Genomic DNA, 16172 nt, shown 5'->3' on the forward strand with positions numbered 1-16172 from the left:
GCATCACATCACATGTGCTGTCCGAAGAAAGCATTCTGATGAGTTTGATAAAAACCATTTATTTGATCAGGTTCGTTATTTTGATACTTTGAATGGTAAAACAGATTTTGGAAAAACCCTGAAAGATATTGATGTTGTCATTCATCTGGCGGCACGCGCACATATAATCACCAAAAGCGTTCATGACAGGCACAATGAATTTTTGGATATTAATTTCCATGGCACAAGGAACCTTGCGGAACAGGCGGTTAAAAGCGGGGTCAAACGATTTGTTTTTATCAGTTCCATTGGTGTAAACGGGAAATCAACGAAAAATGGAATGGCATATACCGAGGCAGATGTAGAGAATCCTCATAACAGCTATAGTGTCTCAAAACTAAAAGCAGAACAGGCCTTAAAAAAATTAGAAGCAAATACAAATATGGAGGTCGTTATTATTCGTTCACCTCTGGTATATGGGCCAGACGTGAAAGCCAATTTTTTAAGGTTGTTAAATCTTGTTAATACAGGGTTGCCATTGCCTTTTGCAGGTATAAAAAATAAAAGAAGTTTTATTGCAATTGATAACCTGGTCGATGCCATTGCTGAATGTGCCGTCCATGCAAAGGCGGGTGGAGAAACTTTTATTGTCAGCGATGATCAGGCTTTATCAATACCACAGCTATTGAAAAAAATATCAAATGTGATGGGAAGAAATCCTCGGTTGTTTTATTTTCCGGTACCAGTTTTCAAGGCTTTATTGACCCTTTCAGGCAAACAAGAGATATATGAGCGTTTATGGGGGAGTTTGATAGTGGATTCAGGAAAGATCAGGAGGCAGATAGGGTGGCGACCAAAGGTCTCTGTGGATGAGGGGATTCAAAAAACTGTTCAATGGTATCTGAAAAAAAATGTTGTTAAATGATTTAAGAAAAGCGCTTAATCGCTAACCTGAGAAACCATATTGAGAAGATTTTTTCGAATTGATTCACAGGTTTTGTTTTTCTGGTTAACCATAATGACATAGGGGTAAAGCCTGTTGTCATTTCCCAGGATATATCCTGCACGGGTTCTGACCCCTGAAAGAGTTCCGGTTTTAAAAAAATCATTATCCCGGCACTTTAATAATGAATGATACGGCATAAATTCAAGAAGAATTTTCAGCATCTGGTCCAGAGAGATCAGGTTTGATCTTGAAATGCCCGATCCTTCTGAAATGGTAAGATGCCCCAGTTTTAAATTTTGTTTTGAAAACAGCCTGACCGCTTTGAGCCCCTTTTCAAGTGTGGCCGGTGTCCCGTATACTTTTGCGCCAAGGGTCAATAATAGCTGATTTGCAATATAATTATTGGAGTATGTTAAAAGCTTTTGCACGACCTCTTTTATTTCAAAAGGAGAAATAAAAGAGCCTTTCCCCCTTTCTTTGTCTTTAAACGTTCCCTGCAAAACAGACCCGGTAATTTTAATATTGTTTTTTTCAAAAAAATATTTCATCAACAGACCCGGATACAACAGACTCTGCTGTTTTGAAAGAATTATTCTGCCCTGCGTAAGATTTGTTTTTTTAATGTCTTTAAGAAAGACGGGAAGCAGCGGCGTCTGAGGTTCTCCACTGACAAACTTGTTTTTTCGGCTGTCCCATTTAAACATAATAGTATTGAAATTAGCACATAAAGCCCCGACAGGAGCATCATAGGGATTTAAAGAATTTCCTTTGCCCGGGATCAGGATTTGCCCTGCAAAATATGTCTGGTCAAGAATGATATGATGGATAAGTTTAGTTTTTAAACTTATTTCACGGCACAGATTTTCAATCACTTCAGAAATAAATAAGGGATCTCCAGACCCCTTGATATAAAGGTTGTTTGAATTTGCATCAAAAAAATATTCAGTTGAGAAACGATGAGTTTCACCAAGGGTATGGATGGCGGCAAGGCTGGTCAGGATTTTTAAAATTGAGGCCGGAACAAATCGCTTTTCCCTGTTTTGATCAAAGAGGATGTTCCCCTGGTCATCAGCTAAAATAATACCGGTGTTCATGTTTTCTGCATAAATACAGGGACTGATCAATAAGCCGGTAATACAAACTATTAAAAAAAATATAACCCCCACGCCTGTTCTTTTATCAATCATTTTTATCCGTACCATAAAAAATGAGAAATTACCCGTAAAGATTTGGGGTCAGAAAGATTTGGGGTCAGGCTTTCTTTATTGTCGTTATTCTTTTCTTCCTTGACAACAGCTTTTGTTTGGTTTAGAAATTCATATCGTGAATAAAAAGAACAAATTCAACCGGGACGTAGAATATTATCTTTTGCGGGAGATTGCCTCAAGAAGTGAATTTACACAGCTTGAACTGGCGGAAAAGGTTGGCGTAAGTGTAGGTAAGGTCAATTATGTCCTGTCTGCTTTTGTCCGGAAGGGTATTGTCAAGATGGAGAATTTCAAGAAAAGTAAGAGCAAAAAAGGCTATCTCTATCTTCTTACCCCTGATGGGATAAAGGAGAAAAAACGCATCACTCTTAATTTTATCAAACGAAAGATGAAAGAGTATGAGAGGCTGGAGCAGGAGATTGCAAAAGCGAGACAGGAAGCTGGAGAAAAGATTGGCTGATTCCAGTTCCGGACTGCAAAATCTCTGATGTTTAAACAAAAAGTTAATAATTATAACCGGTTAGGTTCATTTTGCTATGTAAGTGAAGGGGCGGAGCCGGGTAAAGTATCCAAAACCCAACCCTCAATAACGACAATAAAGAAAGCCTGACCCCAATTATGAAAAAAGCACTGATAACAGGAATTACCGGCCAGGACGGCGCATACCTTGCAGAGTTTCTTCTGAAAAAAGGGTATGAAGTCCATGGTATCAAGAGAAGAGCGTCTCTGTTCAATACAGACAGGATAGACCACCTCTACCAGGACCCCCATGTAAAAGACAGGAATTTTATCCTTCACTATGGAGACCTCATAGACTCGACAAATCTCATCCGGATACTCCAGCAGGTGCAACCGGACGAGGTTTACAACCTGGCCGCCCAGAGCCATGTGGCTGTATCCTTTGAATCTCCGGAATACACGGCTGATACAGATGGGCTTGGTACCTTGCGCATCCTGGAAGGGATAAGACTGCTTGGATTTGAAAAGAAAACCCGGTTTTACCAGGCCTCAACCTCAGAACTTTTCGGAAAGGTTCAGGAAGTCCCTCAGACGGAGAAAACCCCTTTTTATCCCAGAAGTCCTTATGGCGCAGCAAAGCTCTATGCCTACTGGATAACAGTCAATTACAGAGAAGCCTATGGAATGTATGCCTGCAACGGCATTCTGTTCAATCATGAATCCCCTTTGCGCGGGGAAACCTTTGTCTCCCGCAAGATAACCAGAGCACTTGCCCGCATCAGCCTGAATCTCCAGGATTGCCTTTACCTGGGTAATCTTGATGCAAAAAGGGACTGGGGCCATGCCAGGGATTATGTGGAAATGCAGTGGCTCATGCTACAGCAGGAAGCCCCTGATGATTTTGTCATTGCAAGCGGTGAGCAGCACTCAGTAAGGGATTTCGTTAATCTCGCAGCAAAAAAACTGGGCATTGATATCTCCTGGAAAGGATCGGGAAAAGATGAAAAAGGATATCATACCGCAACAGGCAAAATAATTGTTGCCGTTGACCCTGAATACTTCAGACCGACAGAAGTTGAAACACTCTTGGGCGATCCTTCAAAAGCAAAGGAAAAACTGGGCTGGGCACCCGAAACAACATTTGACGAACTGGTAACGGAAATGGCCAGAGCAGATCTTGAAGAAGCAAAAAAGGACGAACTCTGCCAGCGCGCAGGGTTTCAGACATACAACTATAATGAATAAACCCAATTCAATTTTCGTAGCCGGTGCCAACGGCCTTGCCGGTTCAGCCATCATCCGCTGTTTAAAAAAACAGGGCTGCACAAATATTCTGGCTCCCTCTCATTCAGAACTGGAACTCATGGACCCGCAGGCAGTCGCCGACTATTTTGAGACACACAAACCCGGATATGTTTTTCTTGCCGCAGCAAAGGTAGGCGGTATATTAGCGAACGACACCTATCCTGCTGACTTCATCTATACAAACCTGATGATCCAGAACAATATCATCCATCAAAGCCATGTCCACAAGATTAAAAAACTTCTTTTCCTGGGCTCATCCTGTATCTATCCCAAAAACTGCCCCCAGCCCATTAAAGAGGAATATCTCATGACCGGTCCGCTTGAACCCACAAATTCAGCCTATGCAACGGCAAAAATAGCCGGCATTGAGATGTGCCGGGCCTATAACAGACAATACAATACAAAGTTTATCCCGGTAATGCCCACAAATCTTTATGGTCCCAATGATAATTTTGATCTTGAAACCTCCCATGTCCTGCCGGCTCTGATAAGAAAATTTCATGAAGCAAAACAATCCGGCGCAGACGCTGTAACCATCTGGGGCACGGGCGAACCAAAGCGTGAATTTCTCCATGTGGATGACCTGGCAGAAGCCTGCATCCATTTGATGAATGTCCCTGATGATAAACTGTCGTTAAAAGAGTCTCCGCTTTTCAATATCGGCACGGGAACAGATCTTACTGTCAGGGAGCTGTCAGAGCTGATAAAAAAGATTACAGGCTTTAAGGGAGATATTTTTTATGACACATCAAAACCCGATGGCACTCCGCAGAAACGGCTGGATGTTTCAAAAATGAAAAATCTTGGCTGGCATTCGAAAATAAATTTGAATAATGGCATCAGCCAGGTTTATGAGTGGTATGCAACGCTTTGAAGGCACCCGCTGTTTCAAAATAATGAGTAACAAAAAGAAGCCTCCGGTTTTCACGCTTACCTTGCCGCCGGTAATTTACGGAGTCCTCATATTATCATTGAAAATTCGGATTGACACTCCGAATTTTCAATGATAAGGTGCCGGTATGATTAAACGAGATTATTATTCAGCATGTCTTGCAACCGCCGCAAAAAGATCTCCTGTCACAGCACTTCTCGGCCCAAGACAGTGTGGAAAAACAACACTCGCGCGCATATTCGGCAGGCAGCATAAGTCCCACTACTTTGATCTGGAATCGCCGGCAGATCAACAAAGATTACAAAATCCGGAGTTGATACTCAATTCTCTTCAGGGACTGATTATTCTTGATGAAATTCAAATCATGCCGGGATTGTTCAATATATTGCGGGTCTTGGTGGACAGACCTGAAAACCGGCAGCATTTTTTAGTTCTGGGCAGCGCCTCTCCCCACATTATCAGGAATGTTTCCGAAACACTGGCCGGCAGGGTTGAATTTATTGAGCTTGCAGGGTTCAATATTCAGGAAATAAATAATATTGAGCAATTATGGCTTCGGGGCGGATTTCCCCGCTCTTTTCTGGCTGCCTCAGAGTCTGACAGCCGGGCATGGAGAGATGGATTTATACGAACATTTCTTGAGCGTGATATTCCAATGCTGGGCATTACAATTGCCTCAGCAGCAATGCGGCGATTCTGGACAATGCTGGCCCATTTTCACGGTCAGACATGGAATGCTTCAGACCTTGCCAGATCAATGGGGCTGAGCGATAAAACGGTCCGGTCATACCTTGATATTCTCACAGCCACCTTCATGGTCCGTCAGCTTCAGCCATGGCACGAAAATCTGCGCAAACGCCAGGTGAAGTCCCCTAAGATATATTTCAGAGACTCAGGACTGCTGCACAGCCTGTTAAATATACCGGACTATCACAGCCTGACGGGTAATCCTCGACTGGGAGCGTCCTGGGAAGGATTTGCCCTGGAACAGGTGCTGCAGATTATACACCCGGCTGAAGCATATTTTTGGGCTACCCATAGCGGGGCGGAACTTGACCTTTTGTTTTTTCGGAAAGGAAAGCGCTATGGTGTTGAATTTAAATTTAATGAAGCACCCGGGATCACAAAATCAATGCACATTGCGGTTAAAGATCTTTCCCTGGATTATTTATGGGTCGTATATCCCGGAAAAGAAGAATATCCTGTGACAGATAAAATTATGGTTCGACCGTTAAATAAGATAAGATGTGGAGATATTGACAATAAGCCAGGCCTGATCCCAAAATGAAATGATCTTAAAATGAAAAACTATCTAATCACCGGCGGAGCCGGTTTCATCGGTACAAATTTTATACGTCATGCCCTGACTGCAAGGCCGGATTGGAACATTGTAAATCTTGATGCGCTTACCTATGCAGGGAATCCGGCAAACCTTGAAAACCTTGATCCTGGTATAGCCGGAAGATATCACTTTGTCCGGGGAGACATATGCGACGCAACGCTTCTTGACAGCCTGTTTTCGAAATATATTTTCAACGGCATTATCCATTTTGCCGCAGAGTCTCATGTGGATCGATCCATACAGGGACCTGAAGATTTTGCACAGACAAATGTCATGGGCACGTTCAGGCTTCTTGAAGCCTGCCGCAAATTCCGGAAGGACAAAAAAATGTCCGATGAATTCAGGTTCCTTCATATATCCACGGACGAGGTGTATGGAAGCCTCGGCCCTGATGGATACTTTGCGGAACAAACCCCCTATGACCCGTCAAGCCCGTATTCAGCCTCAAAGGCTTCCTCAGATCACTTTGTCAAGGCATATTTCCGGACATACGGCCTTCCTACACTTGTTACCAATTGTTCTAACAATTACGGGCCATACCAGTTTCCTGAAAAATTAATACCCCTTACCATCTTGAACATAATTAAAGAAAAACCGTTGCCGGTTTATGGTGACGGGAAAAATATCCGTGACTGGCTGTATGTTCTGGATCATTGTGATGCCCTCATCACCGTGTTGGAAAAGGGCACACCCGGTGAAACATACAATATCGGAGGCGGCGCTGAACGGGAAAATATCGAGATAGTACATCTGCTCTGCGACCTTGTGGATGACCGCCTGGGACGTTCCGGCGACAAGTCGGGCAGATGGCTTATTCAGTTTGTTACAGACAGGCCCGGTCATGACAGACGCTATGCCATTGACGCAACAAAGATAAAAACAGACCTTGGCTGGACTTCGGCCCGTACCCTGGAAGACGCTTTGGAATCCACTGTTGACTGGTATTTAAACAACATGGAATGGGTTGATTCAGTCCAAAGTGGCGAGTATCGTAAATGGATCAAACAGAATTATCAGCATCGGGGAGTAAATTCATGAAGGGCATCATTCTTGCCGGCGGCTCAGGAACGCGCCTTTATCCGATCACACGCGTTGTCAGCAAACAGCTGCTGCCGGTATATGACAAACCCATGATATATTATCCGCTTTCCGTACTCATGCTGGCCGGAATCAGGGAAATCCTCATCATATCTACTCCTGTAGACCTGCCACGCTTCAGGGAACTTCTGGGGGATGGTTCGCAATTGGGCCTGTCCCTTGATTTTGCAGAGCAGCCAAGCCCTGACGGACTGGCACAGGCATTTATCATCGGCCGTGATTTTGTGGGAACAGACAATGTCTGTCTGGTTCTGGGTGACAATATTTTTTATGGACATAACCTGTCTGAAAAACTCCAGAGTGCGGTTTTACAGGAACAGGGTGCAACCGTATTTGGTTACTGGGTCAAAGACCCGGAACGATACGGCATCATAAGTTTTGATGAAAACGGAACTGCCGTGGATATTGAGGAAAAACCAGACCATCCAAAATCCAGCTGGGCTGTGACCGGCCTTTATTTTTATGATAACAAAGTGCTTGACATGGCCGCTGACCTTAAACCGTCACCCCGTGGAGAGCTGGAAATTACAGATATCAACAGTGCCTATCTTGCCGCAGGAGCGCTGCGTGTGGAAAAACTCGGCAGGGGGTTTGCATGGCTTGATACCGGCACCCATGAATCACTTCTTGATGCGAGCGGATATATAGAAACCATAGAGAAACGCCAGGGACTGAAGATCGCCTGTGTTGAAGAAATTGCATACCGCATGGGATACATTGACAGCGAACAGGTCAGAAAAATTGCCCGGCCGATGTATAAAAACGGATATGGCCGGTATCTTATCGAAATACTGAAGCATGAAGGGAATTAATATTGAAAGTTCTGGAAACATCTTTACCCGGTACCTTAATCATCCAGCCGGATATTTTTAAAGACAACCGCGGTTTTTTCATGGAGACCTATCACCGGGAAAAATATGCAGCCAAAGGCCTGGATCAATCCTTTGTTCAGGACAATCTTTCATATTCAGCCAGGAGCACTCTAAGAGGATTGCATTACCAGTACCCCAATGCCCAGGCCAAACTGGTTCAGGCACTCAAAGGGGAGATTTATGATGTGGCTGTAGATATTCGTCAAGGATCGCCTTCATTTGGTCAATGGGCAGGGGCACACCTGTCAGATGAAAACAAAAACCAGCTTTTTATTCCCCAGGGTTTTGCCCATGGATTCTGCGTGATCAGTGATACCGCCCTTGTGGTATATAAGTGCAGCAGCTTTTATGCCCCGGAAAGTGAAAAAGGTATTTTCTGGTCTGATCCTGACATTGGAATTGACTGGCCGGTTAAAGATCCGCTGCTGTCACCCAAAGACAGCCACTCCCCTTGCCTGAAAGATATCCCGCCTGATTGTCTGCCGGAGTATAGAGGATTACCATGAAAATATTAATAACAGGTTCCAGTGGTCAGCTAGGCTGGGAATTGTGCAAAAGAGGAAAAAGCCATGGTTTTGATATCATCCCTGCAGACATCCCCGAATTTGATATAACCGATTCTGCTGCGGTAAAGGCTATCGTAAATCAACCCGACGTGTCCCTGGTGATCAATGCATCCGCCTATACAGCTGTTGACAAGGCTGAATCAGAACCGGAAACAGCCTTTGCAATAAATTGTGACGGCCCGGCTTACCTTGCCTCATCCTGCGCTGAAGCGAAAATTCCGCTTATCCATATTTCCACAGACTATGTTTTTGACGGCACCAGAGAGCAACCTTATCTGGAAACCGATTCAATATCACCCCTCGGTATTTACGGCAAAAGCAAGGCCCAGGGAGAAATCAGAGTAAGAACCCTCTTAAAAGAACATATCATCATCCGCACTGCATGGCTCTATGGCATTCACGGAAATAATTTTGTAAGAACCATGCTGGGCCTTGGAAAAGAAAAAGAAACCCTGAGAGTAGTGGCTGATCAATACGGCTGTCCCACCTGCGCGGCTGATCTTGCCGAAGCCATCCTGACAATTGCAGGACAAATTAAAAAAAGACATAATATCCCCTGGGGGACGTATCACTATTGCAGCAAAGGTAAAACTACATGGCACGGGTTTGCGGAAAAAATATTTGAATTGGCAAGGCAATACGATTCGTTTTTAATAAAAAAGGTAATACCGGTTACCACTGCGGAATATCCAACACCCGCCAGAAGACCGCTCAATTCGGTTATGGATTGTTCTATGTTGACGAAGAATTTTGGTATCAGCCCTGCACAATGGCAAGAGAGTTTAGCAACGATGCTAAGGCAAAACAGCAATTTTACGGAGCCTGACCCCGGCAATTCGTTGTTTTTTCGTTCTTGACAACTTGTCAAGTACTGTGTAATATTGAGTAAATGGTTACCATGAGGAGGCGCATATGCAGACACTTACGATAGGAGAATTGAAAACCGGTTTTTCGGAAGTTTTGAAAAAAATAAGAAGCGGCCAGAAAATTGTTATAAGTTATGGCAAAAAACGGGAAAAAGTCGCTGTAATTGTCCCATATTCAACCTATGCCTCTACACAGGAAAGAAGCCTTGGCTTACTTAAGGATCGGGCCGGATGCATAATCCATGATGACTTTGAGATTAGTGAGAAAGAAATGCTTGCCTTGTGAACTTATTACTGGATACCCATGTGTTTTTATGGTCGCTTTTTACCCCCGATAAATTGAGCGAGACAGTAATCCATGAAATAAAGTCTCCGAACAATGACGTGGCTGTCAGTGTGGTTACATTCTGGGAAATTTCCTTGAAGTATGCCCTTGGAAAACTCGAATTGACTGGAGTAAAGCCGGAAGACTTGCCTGATTTTGCCGATCAGATGAGTCTGGAAATTTTGCCGATCACTGCTGCTGAAGCATCTACTTTCTATAAATTGCCAAGGCTCACACACAAGGATCCGTTTGACCGTATTATTATCTGGCAGGCTATTCAGCGAAAAATGATCTTGGTAACAAAGGATCGCGGTTTCAAAGAATATCATAAACTTGGGCTTAGAACTTTTTGGTGAAGTCCTTGATCCCCTTATAAGAAATCCGCGCCAATCAGCGTAAATCCGCGGCAAAAAAATCGTGTAAATCCGCGGCAAAAATCAAAGGAAAAAAAATGACCCCAGATAAAATAGCCCTGATCGGTCTTGGTTACGTAGGTCTGCCGCTGGCAGTGGAATTCGGCAGGAAATTCAAGACCATTGGTTTTGACATCAATGAAGCACGGATTCAAGAGCTTGAACAGGGCAGGGACAGCACGCTTGAGGTTGATCCGGAAGAATTAAGCCGGGCAGCAAAGCTTAAGTATACAGCAAATCCGGATGAGATCCGTGACTGCAATATCTACATTGTCACGGTGCCAACTCCTGTTGACAAACACAAACGTCCGGACCTGACCCCGCTTGTCAAAGCAAGTGAAATGTTAGGAAAACGCCTCAGCAGCGGCAATATCGTTATCTATGAGTCCACTGTATATCCGGGTGTCACAGAAGAAGTGTGTGTCCCCATACTGGAGCAGTACTCAGGTCTGAAATTCAATCAGGATTTCTACTGTGGCTACAGCCCGGAGAGAATTAATCCCGGCGATAAAGAACACTGCATTACGACCATAAAGAAGGTGACCTCAGGATCAACCCCAAAGATTGCAGATAAGGTGGACGCCCTTTATCAGACCATTATTACTGCGGGCACCCATAAAGCCGGCAGCATCAAAGTAGCGGAAGCCGCCAAGGTCATCGAGAACACACAGCGCGATATCAACATCGCCCTGATCAATGAATTGGCCCTGATCTTTAAAAGACTCAATATTGATACCCAGGAAGTGCTTGAGGCCGCAGGCAGCAAATGGAACTTTCTGCCATTCCGTCCCGGTCTTGTCGGCGGCCACTGTATCGGTGTCGATCCCTACTACTTGACCCACAAGGCAGTTGAAGTGGGCTATCATCCGGAGATTATCCTGGCCGGGCGTCGTCTGAACGACAGCATGGGCAGTTATGTGGCGGATCAGGTGTCAAAACTGATGACAAAAAAACGAATTCATGTTGTGGATGCCGATATCCTCATCATGGGGCTGACCTTTAAGGAAAACTGCCCGGACATGCGCAACACTCGTGTGATTGATCTTGTCAAAGAGTTCAAAAGTTTTAATTGTAAGGTGGATGTCTATGATCCCTGGATAGACAGAGAAGAGGCACAGCACGAATATGGCATAACCCCGGTTGAAGCACCGGAAAAAGGGAAATACGACGCCATTATTCTGGCGGTTGCCCATAATGAATTCAAAGAGATGGGAGCGGACACAATCCGGCAGCTGGGCCGGAAAAACCATGTGTTATACGACATCAAGTATATCCTGAATGCAGATGAGGCAGATGGAAGATTATAACGACAATACCGCATCGGGGGAGGATCAAATATTAAACGATGTGATGCCTTCAGTTATCGCAAGTTTGGTTAACCTTGCAATACTGTGAATATTTAATTTGTTTTTCAAATTTGTCCGGTGAGTTTCGACTGTTTTGGTATTGATACCTAATTTTTGGGCAATCTTCTTGGTTTTATGCCCTTCTGCAATCAACTGCAACACCTCTCTTTCCCTGTTTGATAATAATGAAAAAACTGAAGCCTTGTTATCAGCAACAAAGAGACCCTCTCTATTTGTGTTCAGGTGACCTGTTACCTCCGGGCAAAAACATAATTCCCCCGATAAAACGGTGTGAATGCAATTTACTAATTCTTTAAAGGAGCACGATTTTAAAAGATACCCTGAAGCGCCGGCATTCAACATTCCCATCACATATATTTTGTCAGAATACATGGAAAGCGCAATCACCTTAACATTAGAATTATTTGCCAGTATTTGTTTGGTTGCTTCTATACCGTTCAAATCAGGCATGCTGACATCCATGAGCACAATATCAGGACAATGCTCTAATGCAAGGCTTACCGCCAACCTTCCGGAATCAGCCTGGCCAATCACTGTAAAGTCCTTTTCCATATCAAATGCCTGACAAATTCCATGCCGGAGAATCGTATGATCGTCCGCAATAATTATTTTTATCTTTTTTTCCATTATGTTTTAGGAAACGAGATTAATATCTTCATGCCTTTGCCGACCTTTGAAAATAATTCAACCTTGCCCCCCAGACTATTAATTCGCTCAGAAATATCTTGTATTCCAAAACCGTAAGAAGTGTTGTTTTTCAGTTTGTTTAAATCAACCCCGACTCCATGATCCTCAACCCTTAATAAAGTGGCATTCTTATTTTTTGATAGTTCAACCTCACCATTTTTTGATCCGGAATGCTTTATAATATTATCAATTAACTCATTGGCAGATCTATATAATGTTACTCTCACTGGATGAGATGTAAAAAGAGGATCATTCGTATTATTGATATAGTTTATATCAGTTTGGTATTTATCATTATATTCTTCAATTAAAGCTTCCAAAGCCATACCGATTTGAAAATCATTTAAAAATGGTGGGCTAAGCTGACAAATCAACGAGCGGAGCTCTTTAATAGACTGTTCAAGAAATTTTTCTATTTCGATAATGTTTTCCAGATTAACCGGCGTACCTGAGTCCCTCATGTTTTTTAATTTAAAAATACTGAGGGCAAGATTTTGGGCGACACTATCATGAAGATCTGAAGCAATTGATTTGCGTATTTTTTCCTCTGAAAGAGCAAGATAGTCAACCGATCGTTTCAGATCACTGGTTCTATCTTTAACCCTTTTATCAAGTGTTTTATTCATTTCAATTAACTTCTCATCAGCCTGCTTAAGACGCTGAAGCTCTTGTTCTAATTCTTTATATGTGGATTTTTCAGTCATATGATATGTGAAAATATACCAACCGAATCAGGTTTGGGCAAGAAAAAATTCAGATGATCACATAAGCTGTTTTGCCTGAACAAAGGTTTTTTTTCGGAGAATGGCATATGGATAATTTGAGAATTCTCAGTCATTTTAAGATAAATCCCTAGGGGTTTATACCTAGAAAAACTCCCAAGACGTCTTTATCTAAACCTTTTGAGCGAAAATTCTTTACAAATGTTTTTTTATTAAATAAAGTCAGCAACAAATATTTTTAATGGTTACAATGAATATAATTTTCATAATTTCAACTGTGCAACGCATTGGTTTTTGTATTGCAATACTTTTAAACCTTTTCTTTCAAAGTATTGCAACTTGTAACCGACAGGGCGGAGCTATGTTCAAAGATTTTACCTGGACGTGCGGCGCCAAGCTAACAGCGGAGATTTTTACAATAAATGATTGATACCCATTCCCATATTCTTCCGGCAATTGATGACGGGGCAGACGATTTATCAGAATCCATTGGGTTTGTTAAAAAAGCTGCCGGCCAGGGTGTGGATACCATTTTTGCAACCCCCCATGCCTGTGACGGCGTTTTTAACAGTACAAAAGACAATATACTCCAATCCTGTGACGCCCTGACAGATGCATTAAACGCAAAAGGCATTTCAACAAGGGTTTTGCCCGGAGCAGAAATTCGGCTCAACCACGACCTTGTTATGGAATATGACAAAGGCAACCTTCTTACGCTTAACAACTCAGGCAGATGGCTTCTCATTGAACTGCCCGCCATGTTCATGATAAAAGCTGTTTCCATGATGATCCGACAACTCAAAGATCGGGGTGTAACCCCTATCATTGCCCATGCGGAAAGAAATCCCATGATTCTGAACAAGCCCGGGCTGATAAGTGATTTTACTTATAATGGCGCTGTCATCCAGATTACGGCAGCAAGCCTTTCAGGTGACTTTGGAAGATTTTCCATGAAAGCGGCAAAGACCATGGCGGTCATGGATCAGGTTTTCTGCCTGGGCTCTGACATCCATCCGGGCCGCAGATACCGTATGGCAGATGCCAGAAAAAAATTGATCAGACTTCTCGGCAGAACAAAGGCTGACATGATCACCCATGAAAACCCGGCTGTAATTCTGGAAGAGGCTGAGAATCTTTTTTGCAAAAATCAGGGTTTACCCTGATTGAAATCTATATTTTTTTATAATATGTCCATTAAGCAATATGAAAAAATCAATGAAGAATTTTTAAAATGTAAAGATATGAAAAAGAAAAATTAGTTTAATTGTTCAGAAACAGGAGGAGAAAATGAAAACCCCAAAAAGGTTTCAAATTGTATTATTTTTAACGTTGGTATGCATATCAATATCAATGATAGGTATACCGTCTGCCTTTGCAGTAATGACAAATGAACAAATAGATGCAGTTGGCCTGGAAATCGGGGCTACGCCGGAATCCATAACAGAAGCGAAAAAAATAGCTGCACAAGGTGGTACCAATGCAGAAATAGCTGCTGTATTTGCTGCAGCGGACCCCGACCGGGCAGCAATCATAGCGGCAGCCATAGCACGAATAGCACCCCCTGCTGAAGCAGCAGCTATTGCTGCTGAAGTAGCAAGAGCAGTTCCTGCGGCAGCAGCAGCGATTGTGGAAGCAGTAACAGAAGTTGTCCCCGAGTACGTGATAGAAATCAAAGACGCTGTAAAGAAGGCTCTACAGGAAGACAAACCTGTGCCTGTAGTACCCAAATTTGTACCCGAACCTGAACCCGAACTCGAAAGACCGATCATTCAGGACGAACAGCCGGCAAGCCCAACTTGATGTAAAATTATAAATTGGGATATAAATTATAATTTAATTTGGAGAATTTAAGATGAAATTTAAAATACCTTTATTAATTTTACGATACTCGTTGATGCTTTGCCTGATCCTTGGTTTTACTGCCCAAAGTGTTTTTGCCCAGGGACGGATGGTAATCGAACCCATCATAGAAATTGGAATGCGGACAGATTCCAACTTCCACAAATCAGAAACCAATGAAAAACGAGTACATACCTACAATGTCAAACCGGGTATTAAATTCGGTTATACCACGGACAAAAGCCTGGTTTCTCTTGATTATTTTGCCAATATATTACGGTATGATGACCAGGATACAATTCCTGCCGGCCAGTTAAAAGCCGATGATTATGATTATGTAGCACACAGGGCACTGTTCAGAGCTCAGACCCAGACCACAGACCACCTGCTCCTGGGGATGGATAACCTGTTCATTAAAAGCAGTGACCCGGCAAGTGCCGATACCAGTTCCAATGCAGTTGACAGGTATGAATACACCATGAACAGTTTTTCACCCCGACTGGTGTATAATTTTGGTGAAAAGTTCGGTCTTGGACTTAAATACACCAACCTTATCACAGACTATTCAAATGATGCGGCTGGAGAAGGTGAAGACTCTGACGAGAACAGGGGAACCTTTACCCTGTTTTACTACCTTAACCCCGGAACCTTCTTTAATCTGGATTACCAGACATGGAGCCGTGATTACGACGAAACCTCATCAGATTATGATTCAGACCAGGTCATGGTCAATGTAAGCCATCAGTTTAATTATTTTACAGTCAGCGCCGGTGCCGGTTATCATGCAAGGGATTTTGATCAAACAGTTGCATCCGGAGATATTGATCAATTTGTCTGGAAGTTTTCCATAACAGGCCAGAACCCGCCCGATGCCGCGGGAATCCCCAAAAGCTCCATATACCTGGCCATAGGCGGCAACCTGAACGATTCAGGATCAGGGGATGACTATTACAATGCAACCCGCTTTGATGCCAGGGTTACCCATTTGTTCCTGGGAAAAATCAATTGTACCCTGGCCGGCTGGTTCCAGAATTCTGATTATGAAACCTCCGTCAGAGAAGATGATCGCTGGTTGCTGTCTGCAGGTGCGGACTACCTGATCAATGATTTTTTCACCCTTGGCCTTGAAGGGGGCATAGAAGACAGGGACTCCAACGAAGCCGGCAGAGATTTTGACAATAAATATGTAATGTTTAATATAAAGTTCAATTACAACCTGGGTTCAAAATAATCTAACGGGGTCAGGCTTTCCTTATTGTGGTTATTGAGCTCAATAACCACAATAA

18 protein-coding genes are annotated in these 16172 nt (G+C 43.2%); 15 read left to right on the forward strand and 3 right to left on the reverse strand.

The features are described 5' to 3' along the window. A partial coding sequence (locus tag HGJ91_RS15700) for an NAD-dependent epimerase/dehydratase family protein (RefSeq protein ID WP_291348791.1) occupies positions 1-904 on the forward strand: 904 nt, incomplete at its 5' end. A 14-nt stretch (positions 905-918) separates the two neighbouring features. Here HGJ91_RS15700 and HGJ91_RS15705 read toward each other — a convergent pair. Next, a complete protein-coding gene (locus HGJ91_RS15705; protein ID WP_291348792.1) occupies positions 919-2112 on the reverse strand; it encodes a D-alanyl-D-alanine carboxypeptidase in 1194 nt (397 codons plus the stop codon). 136 nt (positions 2113-2248) lie between these two features. On the opposite strand from HGJ91_RS15705, the gene HGJ91_RS15710 reads away from it, so the two are divergent. The 11 genes from HGJ91_RS15710 to tviB all read left to right on the forward strand — a co-directional run bounded on the left by HGJ91_RS15710 (position 2249) and on the right by tviB (position 11578). Continuing rightward, positions 2249-2593: a MarR family EPS-associated transcriptional regulator gene (locus HGJ91_RS15710; protein ID WP_291348793.1), complete on the forward strand. Its 345-nt coding sequence runs from the start codon at positions 2249-2251 to the stop codon at positions 2591-2593. A gap of 158 nt (positions 2594-2751) precedes the next feature. After that, positions 2752-3837 (forward strand): GDP-mannose 4,6-dehydratase, encoded by a 1086-nt coding sequence (gmd, locus tag HGJ91_RS15715; RefSeq protein ID WP_291348794.1) that lies wholly within the window; start codon positions 2752-2754, stop codon positions 3835-3837. Further along, positions 3830-4771: a GDP-L-fucose synthase gene (locus HGJ91_RS15720; protein ID WP_291348795.1), complete on the forward strand. Its 942-nt coding sequence runs from the start codon at positions 3830-3832 to the stop codon at positions 4769-4771. Before gmd ends, HGJ91_RS15720 begins: the two co-directional genes overlap by 8 nt. Positions 4772-4916: 145 nt before the next feature. Next, positions 4917-6077 carry an ATP-binding protein gene (locus tag HGJ91_RS15725; RefSeq protein WP_291348796.1) on the forward strand — a complete coding sequence of 387 codons (1161 nt, stop codon included), beginning with the start codon at positions 4917-4919 and terminating at the stop codon, positions 6075-6077. 12 nt (positions 6078-6089) lie between these two features. Continuing rightward, positions 6090-7169, forward strand: coding sequence for a dTDP-glucose 4,6-dehydratase (rfbB, locus tag HGJ91_RS15730; protein ID WP_291348797.1), 1080 nt, complete (start codon positions 6090-6092; stop codon positions 7167-7169). Continuing rightward, positions 7166-8041 carry a glucose-1-phosphate thymidylyltransferase RfbA gene (rfbA, locus tag HGJ91_RS15735; protein WP_291348798.1) on the forward strand — a complete coding sequence of 292 codons (876 nt, stop codon included), beginning with the start codon at positions 7166-7168 and terminating at the stop codon, positions 8039-8041. The genes rfbB and rfbA overlap by 4 nt, the downstream gene beginning before the upstream one ends. Positions 8042-8043: 2 nt before the next feature. Beyond that, on the forward strand, positions 8044-8607 hold the full coding sequence (rfbC, locus tag HGJ91_RS15740; protein ID WP_291348799.1) for a dTDP-4-dehydrorhamnose 3,5-epimerase: 564 nt from the start codon (positions 8044-8046) through the stop codon (positions 8605-8607). Beyond that, positions 8604-9524, forward strand: a complete 921-nt coding sequence (gene rfbD / locus HGJ91_RS15745) for a dTDP-4-dehydrorhamnose reductase (protein ID WP_291348800.1) — start codon at positions 8604-8606, stop codon at positions 9522-9524. The genes rfbC and rfbD overlap by 4 nt, the downstream gene beginning before the upstream one ends. 55 nt (positions 9525-9579) lie before the next feature. Continuing rightward, positions 9580-9819: a type II toxin-antitoxin system Phd/YefM family antitoxin gene (locus HGJ91_RS15750; RefSeq protein ID WP_291348801.1), complete on the forward strand. Its 240-nt coding sequence runs from the start codon at positions 9580-9582 to the stop codon at positions 9817-9819. Further along, positions 9816-10214: a type II toxin-antitoxin system VapC family toxin gene (locus HGJ91_RS15755; protein WP_291348802.1), complete on the forward strand. Its 399-nt coding sequence runs from the start codon at positions 9816-9818 to the stop codon at positions 10212-10214. The genes HGJ91_RS15750 and HGJ91_RS15755 overlap by 4 nt, the downstream gene beginning before the upstream one ends. Positions 10215-10309: 95 nt before the next feature. After that, the gene (gene tviB / locus HGJ91_RS15760) at positions 10310-11578 is read left to right on the forward strand and encodes a Vi polysaccharide biosynthesis UDP-N-acetylglucosamine C-6 dehydrogenase TviB (protein WP_291348803.1); all 1269 of its coding nucleotides are present in this window, start codon (positions 10310-10312) and stop codon (positions 11576-11578) included. Between the two features lie 24 nt (positions 11579-11602). Here the strand turns inward: tviB and HGJ91_RS15765 are convergent, their stop codons facing one another. Next, positions 11603-12265, reverse strand: coding sequence for a response regulator transcription factor (locus HGJ91_RS15765; protein WP_291348804.1), 663 nt, complete (start codon positions 12263-12265; stop codon positions 11603-11605). Beyond that, positions 12265-13029, reverse strand: a complete 765-nt coding sequence (locus tag HGJ91_RS15770) for an ATP-binding protein (protein WP_291348805.1) — start codon at positions 13027-13029, stop codon at positions 12265-12267. Before HGJ91_RS15770 ends, HGJ91_RS15765 begins: the two co-directional genes overlap by 1 nt. A 440-nt stretch (positions 13030-13469) precedes the next feature. On the opposite strand from HGJ91_RS15770, the gene HGJ91_RS15775 reads away from it, so the two are divergent. The 3 genes from HGJ91_RS15775 to HGJ91_RS15785 all read left to right on the forward strand — a co-directional run bounded on the left by HGJ91_RS15775 (position 13470) and on the right by HGJ91_RS15785 (position 16117). Continuing rightward, complete coding sequence (locus tag HGJ91_RS15775; RefSeq protein ID WP_291348806.1) at positions 13470-14210, forward strand: CpsB/CapC family capsule biosynthesis tyrosine phosphatase; 741 nt, start codon at positions 13470-13472, stop codon at positions 14208-14210. A 187-nt stretch (positions 14211-14397) separates the two neighbouring features. Then, positions 14398-14847, forward strand: coding sequence for a hypothetical protein (locus HGJ91_RS15780; protein ID WP_291348807.1), 450 nt, complete (start codon positions 14398-14400; stop codon positions 14845-14847). Positions 14848-14899: 52 nt separating this feature from the next. Further along, positions 14900-16117, forward strand: coding sequence for an outer membrane beta-barrel protein (locus HGJ91_RS15785; RefSeq protein ID WP_291348808.1), 1218 nt, complete (start codon positions 14900-14902; stop codon positions 16115-16117). The last annotated feature ends 55 nt before the right edge of the window (positions 16118-16172 follow it).

Origin of the sequence: Desulfobacula sp. (assembly GCF_014237455.1) — a bacterium.
Lineage (GTDB): Bacteria > Desulfobacterota > Desulfobacteria > Desulfobacterales > Desulfobacteraceae > Desulfobacula.